This is a genomic window from Curtobacterium sp. PhB190 (genome assembly GCF_004365385.1).
Classification (GTDB): Bacteria; Actinomycetota; Actinomycetes; order Actinomycetales; family Microbacteriaceae; genus Curtobacterium.
In genome coordinates, this window is record NZ_SODN01000003.1 from 192572 (window position 1) to 207122 (window position 14551).

Consider the following 14551-nt stretch of genomic DNA (forward strand, 5'->3'; position numbering starts at 1 on the left):
GACCTGGGAGTCCACCCCTGTTCGGGTGACACCGAAATCGAGGTGAGGTTAGCCTTACCTAACGTGACACCCATCGAACTGCTGACCACTGCCAACGCCGAGCGCTACCGGTCGACCGTCGGGTCGACGGTGGACCAGCTCGCCGACCGACTCGCCACCGTCGACCGCCCGACGACCGCGACCGCCCCGGAAGCGCTCCACGACCGGGTGCGCGCGGTCGACCTGGACGCCGCTCCCGTCGGGACGGAACGGGCGCTCGCCGAACTCGACGACCTGTTCGTCCGCGAGGCCGTGTGGTTCCACGACCCCGGCTACCTCGCGCACCTGAACTGCCCGGTCGCACTGCCCGCGGTCGCCGCCGAGTCCGTCCTCGCCGCGGTGAACCCGTCGGTCGACACCTGGGACCAGTCCCGCATCGGCACGGACATCGAACGCCACGTCGTCGACTGGCTGGCCCGTCGTGCCGGGTTCACTGCCGGCGACGGGGTGTTCACCTCGGGCGGTTCGCAGTCCAACCTGCAGGCGCTGCTGCTGGCGCGCGAAGCGGTCGGCGTTGCCGGAACCGTGTTCACGACGGCGGAGACCCACTTCAGCATCGCGAAGTCGGCACGACTCCTCGGTCTCGAGGCCGTGGTCGACGTCGCCACCGACCACGCCGGTCGGATGCGGCCGGCAGCCCTCGCGGAGGCGATCGCCGCGACCCGGGCAGCGGGCCGTACCCCGATCGCGGTCGTCGCGACCGCCGGCACCACCGACCGCGGGGTCATCGACCCGATCGAGCCGATCGCCGACGTGTGTGATCTCGAGGACGTCTGGCTGCACGTCGACGCCGCGTACGGCTGCGGACTGCTCGTCTCCCCGACGCGTCGGCACCTGCTCGCCGGCATCGAGCGGGCGCGCAGCGTGACGACCGATCTGCACAAGTCCTTCTTCCAGCCGGTGTCCTCGAGCGCACTGCTCGTCCGTGACCCGGCCGACCTGCGCCGGACGGCCTGGTACGCCGACTACCTCAACCCCGAGGACGCTGCCGAGCCGAACCAGGTCGACAAGTCGCTGCAGACCACCCGCCGCTTCGACGCCCTGAAGCTCTGGGCCACCCTGCGCGCGACCGGGGCCGACGCGATCGGCACCGCGTTCGACGCCGTCATCGACCTCGCCGCCGCCACCCACCGGATCGTCGAGGAGCACCCCGACCTGGTGCTCGTCGCCCCGACGCAGCTCAGCACCGTGCTCTTCCGCTGGCAGCCGGCCGGGGTGACCGACGAGCAGGCCGACGCGCTCGTCGCCCCGATCCGTGCGGCGCTGCTCGCCGAGGGCCGGGTCCTCATCGCGAAGACCGTGATCGACGGCCGACCCTGCAACAAGCTGACGCTGCTCAACCCCGAGACCACCCCGGCGCAGATGCGCGCCTCGCTCGAGCACGTCGCCGCGACGGCAGCACGGGTCCGCGCGACCACCACCACCCCGGAAGGAGCGATCCGATGAGCCACGTTGAGCAGCCCGTCCACGACCTGATCGGCATCGGCATCGGCCCGTTCAACCTCGGCCTCGCCTGCCTCACCGACCCGCTCGACGACCTCGACGCCGTGTTCCTCGACGCCGCCGACGGCTTCGCCTGGCACCACGGCATGATGCTCGACGACGCCACGATCCAGGTGCCCTTCATGGCGGACCTGGTGACGATGGCCGACCCGACCTCGCCGTTCTCGTTCCTCGCGTGGCTCAAGGAGACCGGCCGCCTGTACCCGTTCTACATCCGCGAGGACTTCCACCCCCTGCGCAGCGAGTACGACGCCTACTGCCGGTGGGCCGCCGACCGGCTCGACACGCTCCGGTGGGGCCGGTCCGTCACGGCGGTCGAGCACGACCCGGCGACGGACGTGTTCACGGTGCACGCCGAGACCGATCAGGGTCCCGAGACGTACCGCGCACGCCACGTCGTGGTCGGCATCGGGACGGAGCCGTCGGTCCCCGCCCCGCTGCGGGGGATCGCCGGACCGGTGATCCACTCCGCCGAGTTCCTGCCGAACCGCGACGCGCTCCGCGGTGCCGCCTCGATCGCGGTGGTCGGCAGCGGGCAGTCCGCTGCCGAGGTCTACCGCGAGCTGCTCGAGGACCTGCGCCAGGACGGCTACCGACTCGACTGGATCACCCGGTCGCCGCGGTTCTTCCCGATGGAGGACACGAAGCTCACACTCGAGATGACGAGTCCGGAGTACACGGACCACTTCCACGGCCTGCCCGAGGATGCTCGCGACCGTCTCGGGCGCGAGCAGCGCGGGCTGTACAAGGGCATCAGTGCGGACCTGGTCGACGAGCTCTACGACCAGCTGTACCGGATCAGCGCTCGAGGCCCGATCCCGACGACCCTGCGCACCGAGACGAGTGTCGTCGACGCCGAGTGGCTCGCGGACCGGGGGACGTACCGGCTGACGCTCCGCCACGAGCAGCTCGACGAGACCTACGAGCACGAGGTCGAGCGGCTGGTCCTGGCGACCGGGTACACGCCGCGCACGCCACGGTTCCTCGACCCCGTCGAGCACCTCGTCGCCCGTGACTCCCGTGGTCGCCTGGCCGTCGCGCGCGATCACCACGTCGACACCCTCGGCGGACGCATCTGGATGCAGAACGCCGAGGAGCACACGCACGGCCTGACCGCGCCCGACCTCGGCATGGGTGCGTGGCGGAACGCGTCGATCATCCGGTCCGTCACGGGTCGCCCCGTGTACGGCCTGGAGGCCCGGATCGCCTTCCAGGAGTTCGGCCTGCCCGCCACGGGTCAGTCCACGACCCCACCCGACGGCGCGCACCGCGCGCCGGCCCGGCAGGCGACCGAGCGCACGGAGGTGCCCGCATGAGCGCGCACGTGACGGGCGCCGATCTGACGGGCACTGCACTGGCCGGTGCGCCCGAGGCGACGGTGTCTGCCGGAGCTGCTCCGGGCCTCCTGGCCGTCGAACCCGTGGTCCCGGAACGCGACGCCGCCGTCGTCCAGTCGTGGCTCGCCCACCCGGCGTCGTCGTGGTGGGAGATGGGCGACCTCGACGTGGACGGCGTCCGGGACTACCTGACCGGCGTGCAGGCGGACCCGGCGCAGGCTGCGTGGCTCGGCCGACGCGACGGTGAGCCGTGCTTCCTGGTCGAGACCTACGACCCCGCCGCCGTCCTGCTCACCGACGTGTGGGCGGCGGAGCCCGGCGACGTCGGCCTGCACCTGCTCGTCGCACCGGTGCCGGCCGGCGGCCGCGTGCACGGACTGACGAGCGCCGTGATGCGCGCCGTCGTCGAGCACTGCCGCGACGTCCTCGGCGCGCGGCGGGTCGTCGTCGAGCCGGACGTGCGGAACACCGCGGTGCAGGCGAAGAACGCCGAGGTGGGCTTCCGCGCGCTGCGCCAGGTCGACGTCGACGGCAAGCGGGCACTGTTGTCGGTGCTCGACACCGACCGGATCGGCGTGCCCGACGACGACGGTCCGGCCGCGCACCTGCGACCCGAGCACCTGGAACCCGCCGAACGGCACCTGGTGGCGAAGGCCATCGCCGAGTTCACCCACGAGCGGCTGATCGCACCCGTGCCGGACGGGGAGGGGTGGCGGCTCGACGCGGGGGACTCGACCTACCGGTTTCGGGCACGGCAGCACGTGCTCGAACACTGGTCGATCGACGAAGCCTCGCTGACGCGCACTCGCGCTGGGATGCCGGCGTCGCTCAGCGCGCAGGACTTCGTGCTCGAACTGCACGAGGTGCTCGGGATCCCGGACGAGCTGCTCGGGACGTACCTGGAGGAGATCGCGTCGACGCTGGCGAGCGCCGCTGCGAAGCACCGGAGGGGTGGGCCGTCCGCCGCGCAGCTCGCGCGTGGTCGGTCCGCTGCGGGCTCGTCCGTCGAGGCCGTCGTTGCCTCGTTCCAGGACGTCGAGGCAGCGATGACCGAGGGTCACCCGGCCTTCGTCGCCGCGAACGGGCGGATCGGGTTCGGACTCGATGAGTACCGGGCCTTCGCACCCGAGGTCGGCGGCCGGTTCCGGTACCGGTGGCTCGCCGCCCGACGGGAGCACACGCACCTGGCGCTCGCCGCGGACCGGACCGAGCGCGACCACTGGTCGGCCGAGCTCGACCCGCAGACCATCGCTGGGTTCCGGGCCGTGCTCGTGTCCCGCGGCCTCGACCCCGACGACTACGTGTGGATCCCGGTGCACCCCTGGCAGTGGCAGCACCGGATCGCCGTGACGTTCGCACCCGACCTGGGGCGGCAGGACCTCGTCGACCTCGGCGAGGGGCCGGACGAGTACCAGCCCCAGCAGTCCATCCGCACCGCGTTCGACCACTCGGACCCGACCCGCTCGTACGTCAAGACGGCGCTCGCCGTGCAGAACATGGGGTTCCTGCGGGGGATGTCGCCCGCGTACATGCGGAACACTCCGGCCGTGAACGACTGGGTGGACTCGCTCGTCAGCGCGGACCCGACGCTGGCTGCCGCCGGCTTCTCGGTGCTCCGCGAGCACGCGGCCATCGGCTACACCGGCGACGCGTACCACCGGGTCGACGTGTCGTCGCCGCAGCGCAAGATGCTCGCGGCACTGTGGCGGGAGAGCCCGATCCCGCGGCTGGCGGAGGGCGAACGGCTGCTCACCATGGCGGCGCTGCTGCACCGGGACGCCTCGGGGAATGCCGTCGTCTCAGCGCTGATCGAGGCGTCGGGGCTGCCTGCCGACGAGTGGGTGCGGCGCTGGCTCGACGCGTACCTGTTGCCCGTCGTGCACTGCCTGACCGTGCACGACCTGGTGTTCATGCCGCACGGCGAGAACCTCGTGCTCGTCGTCCGCGACGGCGCCGTTGTCCGTGCCGTCATGAAGGACATCGGGGAAGAGGCAGCGGTGCTCGGGCGCCACGACGATCGTCCCGTGCCCGCCGACATCGACCGGATCGTGCACCCGGTGTCCGACGACGAAGCGGCCCTCGCGGTGTTCACCGACGTGTTCGACGGGGTGCTGCGGTTCGTCGCGGCGATCCTCGACGACGACGGGGTGCTGCCGGAAGGCCGGTTCTGGGAGGTCGTGGGGGAGTGCATCGACGCGCACGCCGCCGCGCACCCGGACCGCCGCCGTCCGTTGGACCTGCGGGTGCCGACGTTCGAGCACTCCTGCCTGAACCGGCTGCAGCTGCGGAACACCCTGTCGATGGTCGACCTGGCGGACCAGTCGTCGTCGCTCATCCGGGCGGGGGCGATGGCGAACCCGATCGGGCGGTAGGGGCTGCGCGGCGGACGGCGGACCTACTCGGTGCGAGGTTGACCACTCCGTGCAGCGCAAGAAGCGCGCACGGAGTGGTCAACCTCGCACCAGCCGGAGCGGCGCCGGTGCGGGGTGCGGGAGACTGGCCTGGTGCAGACGGGCGGGGGCGGCGCGATGGACGAGGTCACGGTCGACATCGGGCACGTTGTCGACGCGGATCAGACCTGGCGCCGTGCATTCCGGCTAGTCAGGCGCATCCGAGGCGCCGGACTGTTGCTCGGCGGGGCGGTCCTCGTCGGGGGAGTCGTCGTCGCGGACCGGCCGAGAGACCGCGGTACCGCAGTGGTCCTGGTCGGCACGGTGCTGGTTGCCGCGGGGCTCATCGCCCTCGGGTACCTGGTCACGCGACGCCGGCTCCGGCTGGCCCGGGCTGCGCGGACGACGGCCGTCGATGCCGGTGTCGCTCGTGTCCTCACGCAGGCGCGGGCTGCTGGCGTCCCCGACCTCGACCCTGCCAGCGTTCGACGTGTGTTGGTCGAGACCGACAACGGACCGGGGCCCTGGTACGACCCGAAGCTCGGTCCGCACACATGGCCGGTGTGGCGCGTGCGGACCACCGACCCCACGGCGACGGTGTTCGTGGTGGCCAGGAAGTCCGACGACGCCCGGTCGCTGACGATCACCGTCGAGTCCGCGAAGCCGTCGTGGTGGCAGCGGGACTGACCGGGAGCGGACTCGACTACGGCTGCAGGCGGGTGGCCGACCAGGCGCCGTCGGCGAGCACGTACTGCAAGCGGCGGTGCATCCGGTCGCGGCTGCCGTGCCAGAACTCCACCACGTCGGGCTCGAGCCGCCACGCGACCCACCCGGCCGGCCGTGGGACGGCGTCGTCGGACTCGTCGAGCAGCACGTTGGCGTCGTCGATCAAGTCCTGCAGCGTCCGCGGTTCGAGCACGGCGGACTGGTCCGCGATGGCCGTGGCGGCGCGGGACTTCGGCGACCGGTCGGCGAACAGCGCGTCGGATTCGTCGTCGGACAGCTGCACCGCCCGGCCCTCGAACCGGAGCTGCTGCATGGTCTCGCGCCAGTAGACCTGGAGTGCCGCGTGCGGGTTGTCGGCGAGCTGACGACCCTTCGGGCTCAGCGTCGAGGTGCCGAACACGAGCCCGCGGTCGTCGAGTCGCTTCACGTCGACCGTGCGGGCGGACACTCGGCCGTCCACACCTGCCGTGGCGAGGGTCATCGACTTCGGCTCGGAGACGTCGCGTTCGTCCGCGGCATCCAGCCACTGCTGCGCGAGGTCGAGCGGCGACGCCGGGGGTGCGTCGAACTCGGGCAGGTGCAGGGAGTCGTCACCGGACAAGGAAGAGGACATGGGTCCACCCAACCGTGCTCAGTTCTGCCACGTCCAGGCTGCCGGGGGACGCCCGCCCCGGGGTCCCGCACTCGCTGGGAGCTCGACCCGGGCAAGCGCGGTGTTCGTACGGAGCGTCCGGTTGAGGTTGCCCGGATCCGGTGTGGTCCCCGTCAGGGCGATCCGCAGCCGAGCGGCGTCCGCCGTGGTGAACGGATCGCCGAGCAGCGCTCGTGTGAACGGCAGGTCTGACCAGAGGAGGACCCGTGCGCGCTCGAGCGCCGAGTCGACGATCCGGTCGTGGTCGAACGGCAGTCCGAGCGGCAGCGCGCCGACGTCGTGCCACGTTGCGTCGGCGTGCGCTGCCGGGTCGATGACCGCGAGGAACGCGATGCTGATCGCGGAGCTCCGTGGATCGCGGTCGGGTCCGTCGAACGCGCCGACCTGCGCGAGGTGGCGCACCGCTGCCGGGCCGACGCCGGTCTTGGTCCGCAGGGCGCGCCGCGCACCGTCGGCGAGGATCTCGGTGCCGTCGAGGAGCACGCCGGGGAGCGCTTCCTGTCCGGCGTACGGTGCGTACGCCCGACGCGCGGTGGCGACCCGCAAACCGTCCGTCGTCACGAAGGACACCGGGACGACGTCGATCGCGATGAGCGGTTGGTCGCGGATCGCCGCTGCGGCATCGGTCACGCGGTGGCCGCCCGGCGGGTGGCACGAGCCGAACGCTCGTCGCGGAGCGTCTGGCGGACGTCGGCGAAGGACTGGAGGCGCGTGAAGCGGCCGTCGACCCACACCGGCTGGAGCAGGCTGGTCGCCTCGTCGTCGGCCGTGGCCTGGTCGGTCTGCCGGATCTCGCCGGTCTCGTCGCGGTGCAGGGCGATGCGGCCCTTCGCGCTCTTCTTGCCGCTGCCGGTCTTCGGGTCCTTCTGGATGTCGACGGGCTCGCCGTCGACGAGTGCCCACGTGGCCTTGACCGCGCTGCCGAGGTTGTCGCGGGTCATGTACTGGTACGTGTACGACCCGATGCCGAGCACGATGTTGTCGCTCGAGTACCCCTTGGCGGCCAGGCGCTCGTAGATGCGACGGGCACGGTCGAGCGTGATGCTGTCGCCGTAGATGACGCCGATGTGCTGGTCGAGGACCTTGAAGCCCTGCTCGTTCACGGTGTGCCCGAAGATCTCGTCGAGCAGTTCGACGACGCCCTTCTGCTCGTGGCTGCGGTCGGCGGCGAACAGTTCGGCCTGGTCGACACCGTGCACGGTGCCGGTGACGATGTCGACCGGGTCGCCCGAGTCGGGTCGGATGACGAGCTTGCCGTCACGACCGGTGATGCGGTCCTTGAGCTGCGGCAGGGTCTCGGTGATGACCTTGAACAGGTCGAAGCCGTCGCTGACCGCCGAGACGATGCCCGTCGGGTACACGTCGAGGATCTGCTCGAAGGTCGCCAGCTCGCCGTCGGCGCCGCGGACGCACATCACGCTGTGCTCGGTGGCGGGCACGCTCGCGGCCACCCAACCGTTGTCGCCCGGGTAGTAGCGGTCGATGAAGTCGAGCGACGGCATCGAGTCAGTGCCGAGGAACGAGAGCAGGTGGCCCGCGCCACCCGCTGCGGCCGACTCGATGCTCGACTGCCCACGGAACGAGAAGTCGTGCGCGGCGAAGTCGATGCCGGCCGGGACCGCGCCGGTGCGGGCGGCCCAGTCCTCCATCAGGTCGCGGTACTCGAGCGCCTTCGTCGCGACCGTCGACGGGTGCCAGATCGACGCCGACAGGGCAGTCTCGATGTAGTTGGGCAGCCAGTAGAACTCGTCGATCGTGTTCTCGACGGTGAGGGTCGCGACACCGATCGGGGCGAGGGTGCCCTCGGGCAGCGCACGGATCTCGAGGGGCAGGTAGCCGAGGCGGTGCAGGGCCCGGACGTGGTCGGTGCCGATGTGGTTCGGGCCGAAGTAGCTCTGCAGTGCGTCGTCGAAGAGCCGGACGACCTCGTCTTCGTCCGCCGCGAAGAACGGTGCCCAGGCCTCGACGAGCGAGCGCTGAATGAACGCCTGCAGCCCGAAGACCACGGCGTGCGTCGACTCGGGCATGTGCGCGTTCGACCGGTTCGTCCAGTTGATCAGGATGCGGGTGGTGCCGGCCGGGTAGACCTGCCGGTGCGAGTGCTTGTAGCCGTCGACGGCCAGCAGCGGCGCGATCGGGCTCGCCGTGGTGATGCGCGGCTCGATCCCCGTGGTCGTTCCGGCGTTCGCGGTGGTCGTGGTGCTCGTGGTCTGCGTCATCGGATCTGCTCCGTCAGGTAGGGGGTGAGTGCGATCGTGCGCAGGCCGTCGATGGCGTTCTGCGCGGGGTACGAGTCGGTGGTGACGATCTCGCCGAAGTGGTCGGCGAGCTGTGCTGCCCGCCCGGAGAAGACGCCGTGCGAGACCCAGAGGCCGAGGCGTTCCTTGGGCAGGCCCGTCGAGCCCGCGAGCCCCATGAACGTGCCGCCGCCGTCGCAGATGTCGTCGACCACCAGGAACCGGCCGGTGTCGGGCAGGGGTTCGCAGGTGAAGCCGTCGAGCTTGCCGGTGTCGGGGTTGCGGTGCTTCTCGGCCCGGTAGAGCGGCAGCCCGCACGCCTCGGCGACCGCGGTTGCACGGGGGACCGCGCCCTTGTCCGGAGCGATGATGCCGGTGTACGGGGCGCCGCCGTCGTGCTCGGGTGCGCCGACCACGGCGTCACGGACGACCTGCTCGCTCGTGATGACGGTCAGGTTGTCGACCAGGCCGACGATGACCGGCGAGTGCGGGTCGAACGCGATGACCTGGTCGAGGTGGAAGCCGTTGAGGACATCCGCGTAGACCTTCGCGCCGAACGGCAAGCCGCGGTCTTGCCGGGCTCCGGGCAGGTAGGGGACGAGCGCGACGGACCTCGATCCGCGCTGCCGCACGGCGTCCGCCCACATGCCGAGCATGATCAGGTCGTCGCCGCTCGTGCCGCGCAGGGTCGCGATCTCGGTGAGTCCCCCCGGCTCGGCGGTGTCGTTCGCGACCTTGACGTGGGCTTCACCGGCGGGGAACCGCATGGTGGAGAACGTCGCTGTCGTCTGGTTGCCCTGGGCGTCCCAGGTGCTGAGTTCGACTGCCATGGCTCGACCGTACCACGGTATTTGTCAGGAGGACAAGAACGCAGCCTCGATCGCTGCCTGCGCTCCAGCCCGCCACGGCCGCGGCAGCCCTCCGGAACGTTCCACCACGAAGATCGCCGGGTGCGGGCGGTCGCCGAGGGCGGGTCTGATCGCCGCAGCCGTCGCCCGGGGGTCTCGGGCCAGCACCACGGGGAGCGACCACCGACCCGAACGGAGCATGAGCGACCGCCCGGGCGAGACGGTGTCGGCGATGATCGCGGCCCAGAGGCCGGCGGCCGTCCCGAGCGGCGTCGATGTCACGGACCGGAGCGTGGCGAGCACCGGCGGCCGAGGAGGTGGGAGGAACTCCGTACCGGCGCGGGACGGGCCCGCCGGGTCGATGACGAACCGTACCGACCCCGTGGCCTCGCGCTGGCGGAGCGTGTCGCTGGAGATGCGCTGCGTCCCGGCACCGAAGTCGGTCGGACGGTCGGTCGGATCGCTGTAGGCCCACTGCACCGCGGCACCGTGGTCGAGCTGCTCCCGTTCCGGTCGGCCGCGCGAGTCGACGACCACGTGCAGTTCGACCGGGACGCCGACCCGCTGGACCAGGACCGCCGGGCGTCCACGGCGTATCGGTCTCACTGCCGTTCGACGTGCGCGAGCGGCTGCTGCTGACGGACCCACGTGGCGTGCTCGACGGGGAGCTCGTCGATCCAGGCGGTGAGGACCGGCACCGGCACGTCGTGCGCGCGTGCGACCTCGAACACGATCTCGGAGAAGGCGAACGCGGCGTCACGGTCCGCCGTCGCCACCACGACCATGAGGTCCTCGGGCACGATGTCGACACCGTGGCGGAACAGCCACACCCGGACCACGCCCGGTGTGAGCGGAGCTCGTTCCGCGAGCGCGTCGGAGAACCCCTGGGACGCGGACGGTGCCGGGCGGAGCGTGACCTCGGCTCCGTCGGGGAACGGACCACCCGCGGCGATGACCGTCTGCCTCTCGTCGGGCTGCACGACCTGCGGGTAGGGCTGGTCGATGTCGAGCACGAGACCCCAGTCAGCAGGCAGGCCGGCGACCAGACGTGACATCGGCAGTGACAGCGGCGTCGCCGCGACCCCGGCCGGGATGCGGGCGACGGCCGCTGCGGGATCGGTGAAGGCCAGCGCGAGGGGGGTGCCCTCGGGGCTGACGACGCCGAGTGGGATTCCCTGCTCGTCGTGTCGGAGCGCGACGACCTCGGCAGCTGCGAACGCGAACCGCGAGCGCACCATCAGGGCGCGTCGCTGTGCGGAGGTGAGGTTCGTGGTGGTGCTCATCAGGAGAAGATCCTCGCGAACAGGCTCGGTCGTGCCGCCGACGGGGGTGTGAACACGAGCGCGAACGTCGGGTGCAGCGGGTCGCCGGGGTGGGGGATGTCGCGGATGATCGCGTACCCGTCGGAGAGTACCTCTGACTGGACGCCCTGCGGGAACACGAACCGGGCGAGCAGTTCGGCCCAGTCGTCGGCTCCGCGGATCTCGGTGCCCCACGTCGGGCGGACGACACCGGACAGCGTCGCGTACGCGCCGAGGCCGGGACGCACGTCGTACCCGAGGTCGCCGATCGTGCGGACGATCGGAGCGAGTCTGCCCCAACCCTGTTCGTACGGGCCGGTCGACGGCACGGTGTACGTTCCGCGGGCATCGGCCGGCAGGGGTTCCACGGTCTTCTCGATGCGGGACACCGTCGTCGGCACCACCCCGGGTTCGTGGCGGTCGATCGCTGCTCGGTCCGGGCTCAACGTCGTGCGGAAGCGGCGCGGTTCGTACTCGTTCCGCCAGCCGTCCTCGATGTTCGCGTCGGTCCGGCCGTCGACGGCGAACGATGCGACGTGGAACGAGTCCGGCAGGGCCACCGACTCGAGGACCGCGGGTGCGGAAGTCGTGTGGACGAGCGCCGCGCGCGGGACGACGACCTGTCGCCCGCGTTCGAACAGCGTGCCGTCGAGGTCCTCGACCTCGTGGCCATCGTCCGACAGGGCGTTGAGCAGTCGCAGGCTCGCGCCGTACTCCGGCCACAGTGGGTCGACGGTGTCGGTGATGGTCCACCGGCCGTCCGCGGCGCGCTCCGGCAGGGCGTTCCAGGACGGTGAACGGTCCAGGAGCTCGTGACCCGCCCGGGTGACGCCGCTGCGGGTCACCGCAGTCGGTCCTGGACGGACTGCGTCGCCTCGCTGATGTCCCACGGCGCCGTGACGATGCCCGCCGCGACGGCCGGCCCGCGCGAGCCGAGGTCGTGCAGCGCGTTCGCGTACTGGTTCGTCGTGAGGACCCCCGGCTGTGGGCTCCGCGTGGCCGGGTCCATCAGCACCTGGTTCATCCCGTCGGGGACGACGTTCCCCGCTTGGTCGACCGGGCTGAGCACGCCGGTGTTCACCAGGTCGCTCGTCGACTTGTCCGTGAAGAGCTGGTGCTGCCCGCCACCGCCGAACTGGGTGTTCGCCTGCGCGGTGCCCTCGGCGTGCGGCAGCGGTTGGTTCACCAGGTAGCTGTCGCCGGTGTTGCGGTAGTCGGGGTGCGTCGAAGCTCCTGCCGGGACGCCGTCGTGACCGGCGTGGGACTGGACGCCCACCTGCACGGACTCGCTGTAGTTCGAGGCGCTGCCGCCGGCGTGCATGGTGCCGTCGGGGACGTAGAAGTTGCCGTGGCCCGGTCCGCTGATCTGGAGCGTCTGCCCGACGAGCGAGTCGGCGTCGCCGTTCGCCCAGCGGTCGACACCGAGGTAGCCACTCTGGAAGCCGCCCTTGCCACCCTGCCAGTGCCGCGCGAGCTCGGCGAGGGAGGACCCGCCGTTGTCCCAGTACGCCTGCGTGGCCTTGTTCGCGATCTCCGGCATCGACCGGACCGAGGCGATGAAGCCGTCGCCCGGACGTCGGAGTGCACCGACCGCCGCGGAACCGCCGTGCACGGCGAGGGCGCGGAGCGACTCGACCGAGCGGAGGGCTGCACCGTGGCGCAGGTTGTTGACGAGGTGCAGACCCGGCGCGAACAGCTGTCGGCTCTCCGAGGCGACGTGTCGACCGGCCGAGCTGAACTTGGCAGCGAGTGAGGCGCCCTTCGCGAACTCCTCGCCGATCTTCGCCGCGGTGGTGATCCCCTTCATCCCCGGGATGCAGTCGAGCAACGCGAAGGCGAGGTCCCACCCGTCAGCGGTGCCCTTCGACATCTTGTACAGGGTGTCGGCGAGGACGAGCAGGGCTGCGCCGAGCACGATCCAGGCGAGTGGCCCGCCGATGATCATGACGATGATCCCGCCCACGGCGACGACGACCTTCGCGATGGAGACGATGGTCTCCCACGCTTCGGACCCGAAGATCTTGTCCCACGTGGACTGCTTCCCGAGCCCCGCGTCAGCCGCTTCACCGATCTTCGTCGCGGTCCGCTGCTCCGCGTCCTGCCAGTCACCCTTCGCATCCGCCACGAGCCGCTTCGCTGCGTCGATCCGGGACTGCGCCGCCGCGATGTCGCCCTGCGCGGACGACACGGACCCCTGCGCGACGGAAGCGTTGTCGGACGCCGCCCGCAACTGCGCCGGCGACGGCACGTCCACCCCGTCGGGCACCTCGGACCCAGCCGGGTACTTCTCCGCGACCTTCGACAGGTCGGACGACGCCGACTGGTAGTGCGACAGGTTCGACTGCGCATCGGAGAGCCGGTCCTGCGCCGCGGCGAGGTCCCCGGAGGCGTCCTTCGCGTCCGCGAGCGCACCATCAGCCCGGTACTGGGTGTCATCGACCGTGTCCGCCCACCCCGACAACGCCGTCGCGGCGAGTTCGTACGAGTCGACGAGCTTGGTCAGGTCCGACGGGGTGTCCTCGATCGCGTCGACGAACACGTCGGCGGCTTCACCCTCCCAGTCGGTCAGCCACCCGGACCCCTTCACCGACTTCAGCCGGGTCGAGGCGTCATCGGCCGCGTCGGAGATGCGCTGGTACTCCCGCGACATCATCCGCAACGTCGACGGATCCCCCTTGACCGGATCATCACCCTGCTCGACGACATCCCACCCCGACGGCCGCCCCATGACTACTCCGCCCTCGAGGCAGCGGGTCCGCCGCCGCCGTTCTCGTCGTTGACCTGCAGTGCCTGTGCGAGCTGCTCGTCGGTCTCGGTGTAGGTCTCGACGGACGCGCTGAGCATGTCCGCCAGCGCCTTCGTCGAGTCGCTGATCTTGTCGCGCTTGTCACCCCAACGGTGGTCGAAGTCGTGCAGGGCGTCCTGCACGGTGCCCGAGCCGATCTCGTCGTCGGACGCATCGACGCGCTTGTGCGCCTGTTCGAGCGTGCTGTGCACGGTCGACAGGTCGGTCTGGAGCTCCCCGAGCCCCATCAGGTCAACGAGCAGTCTCGAAGCCACGGAACAATCCCTCCCCGATCACGAACCGGAAGCCACCGCCACCGGAACCGCGTCGACCCCGTGCCCCACGCGATCGCGGGACACGGGGTCGTCAGCGGTGTCAGCCCTTGAGGCCGGAAGCGAGCGACTCGTCCGTCTCGGACAGGGTCTGCGACGCCTTCGACAGGAACGTCGAGAGGCCCTCGAGCCCCTGGACGGTCTGGGTCACGCCACGGTTGAACTCGTCGTAGGACTCGCCGAACGCGACGGACGACTTGTCGGTGACGTAGCCGTCGGAGATGAGCTGCTGGATCTTGCGCTGCAGGGCGGAGAGACGGTCTTCGATGTCCGCCTGACCCGCCTTGAGGTCGGAGGCTGCTGCCTCGAGGTCTGCGTACGAGACGTTGATGTTCGCCACGGTGTGACTCCCTTTCCCCGGAGTTTCGTCATGTCCCCCCAACGGGGCGTGTTGCAGGGGA

Annotated in this window: 14 protein-coding genes; 4 read left to right on the plus strand and 10 right to left on the minus strand. The window is 71.0% G+C overall.

The genetic code is table 11. The annotated features are described in order from the left end of the window. Window positions 1-63 precede the first annotated feature (63 nt). The 4 genes from EDF47_RS06245 to EDF47_RS06260 all read left to right on the plus strand — a co-directional run bounded on the left by EDF47_RS06245 (window position 64) and on the right by EDF47_RS06260 (window position 5956). Window positions 64-1485, plus strand: a complete 1422-nt coding sequence (locus EDF47_RS06245; protein WP_133937316.1) for a pyridoxal-dependent decarboxylase — start codon at window positions 64-66, stop codon at window positions 1483-1485. Further along, window positions 1482-2858, plus strand: a complete 1377-nt coding sequence (locus tag EDF47_RS06250; RefSeq protein ID WP_133937314.1) for a SidA/IucD/PvdA family monooxygenase — start codon at window positions 1482-1484, stop codon at window positions 2856-2858. The genes EDF47_RS06245 and EDF47_RS06250 overlap by 4 nt, the downstream gene beginning before the upstream one ends. Continuing rightward, a complete protein-coding gene (locus tag EDF47_RS06255; protein WP_133937312.1) occupies window positions 2855-5251 on the plus strand; it encodes a GNAT family N-acetyltransferase in 2397 nt (798 codons plus the stop codon). The genes EDF47_RS06250 and EDF47_RS06255 overlap by 4 nt, the downstream gene beginning before the upstream one ends. Before the next feature lie 132 nt (window positions 5252-5383). After that, the gene (locus EDF47_RS06260; RefSeq protein ID WP_133937310.1) at window positions 5384-5956 is read left to right on the plus strand and encodes a hypothetical protein; all 573 of its coding nucleotides are present in this window, start codon (window positions 5384-5386) and stop codon (window positions 5954-5956) included. Window positions 5957-5972: 16 nt separating this feature from the next. Here EDF47_RS06260 and EDF47_RS06265 read toward each other — a convergent pair whose 3' ends face one another. The 10 genes from EDF47_RS06265 to EDF47_RS06310 all read right to left on the minus strand — a co-directional run bounded on the left by EDF47_RS06265 (window position 5973) and on the right by EDF47_RS06310 (window position 14490). Next, entirely contained in the window at window positions 5973-6608 is a 636-nt protein-coding gene (locus tag EDF47_RS06265) for a pyridoxal 5'-phosphate synthase (protein ID WP_131922731.1), read from the minus strand. An 18-nt stretch (window positions 6609-6626) separates the two neighbouring features. Further along, on the minus strand, window positions 6627-7277 hold the full coding sequence (locus EDF47_RS06270; protein WP_131845983.1) for an NUDIX hydrolase: 651 nt from the start codon (window positions 7275-7277) through the stop codon (window positions 6627-6629). Next, window positions 7274-8866 carry a nicotinate phosphoribosyltransferase gene (locus tag EDF47_RS06275; protein ID WP_133937308.1) on the minus strand — a complete coding sequence of 531 codons (1593 nt, stop codon included), beginning with the start codon at window positions 8864-8866 and terminating at the stop codon, window positions 7274-7276. Before EDF47_RS06275 ends, EDF47_RS06270 begins: the two co-directional genes overlap by 4 nt. Next, window positions 8863-9714: a phosphoribosyltransferase family protein gene (locus EDF47_RS06280; RefSeq protein WP_133937306.1), complete on the minus strand. Its 852-nt coding sequence runs from the start codon at window positions 9712-9714 to the stop codon at window positions 8863-8865. The genes EDF47_RS06275 and EDF47_RS06280 overlap by 4 nt, the downstream gene beginning before the upstream one ends. A 24-nt stretch (window positions 9715-9738) precedes the next feature. Next, entirely contained in the window at window positions 9739-10338 is a 600-nt protein-coding gene (locus EDF47_RS06285; RefSeq protein ID WP_133937304.1) for a hypothetical protein, read from the minus strand. After that, entirely contained in the window at window positions 10335-11015 is a 681-nt protein-coding gene (locus tag EDF47_RS06290; RefSeq protein WP_133937302.1) for a hypothetical protein, read from the minus strand. The genes EDF47_RS06285 and EDF47_RS06290 overlap by 4 nt, the downstream gene beginning before the upstream one ends. Continuing rightward, window positions 11015-11878, minus strand: coding sequence for a hypothetical protein (locus EDF47_RS06295; protein ID WP_133937300.1), 864 nt, complete (start codon window positions 11876-11878; stop codon window positions 11015-11017). Before EDF47_RS06295 ends, EDF47_RS06290 begins: the two co-directional genes overlap by 1 nt. Continuing rightward, entirely contained in the window at window positions 11875-13761 is a 1887-nt protein-coding gene (locus EDF47_RS06300; RefSeq protein ID WP_166673403.1) for a putative T7SS-secreted protein, read from the minus strand. The genes EDF47_RS06295 and EDF47_RS06300 overlap by 4 nt, the downstream gene beginning before the upstream one ends. Before the next feature lie 2 nt (window positions 13762-13763). Continuing rightward, the gene (locus tag EDF47_RS06305; RefSeq protein WP_123936922.1) at window positions 13764-14093 is read right to left on the minus strand and encodes a hypothetical protein; all 330 of its coding nucleotides are present in this window, start codon (window positions 14091-14093) and stop codon (window positions 13764-13766) included. 100 nt (window positions 14094-14193) lie between these two features. Further along, the gene (locus EDF47_RS06310; protein WP_071404660.1) at window positions 14194-14490 is read right to left on the minus strand and encodes a WXG100 family type VII secretion target; all 297 of its coding nucleotides are present in this window, start codon (window positions 14488-14490) and stop codon (window positions 14194-14196) included. Between the last annotated feature and the right edge of the window lie 61 nt (window positions 14491-14551).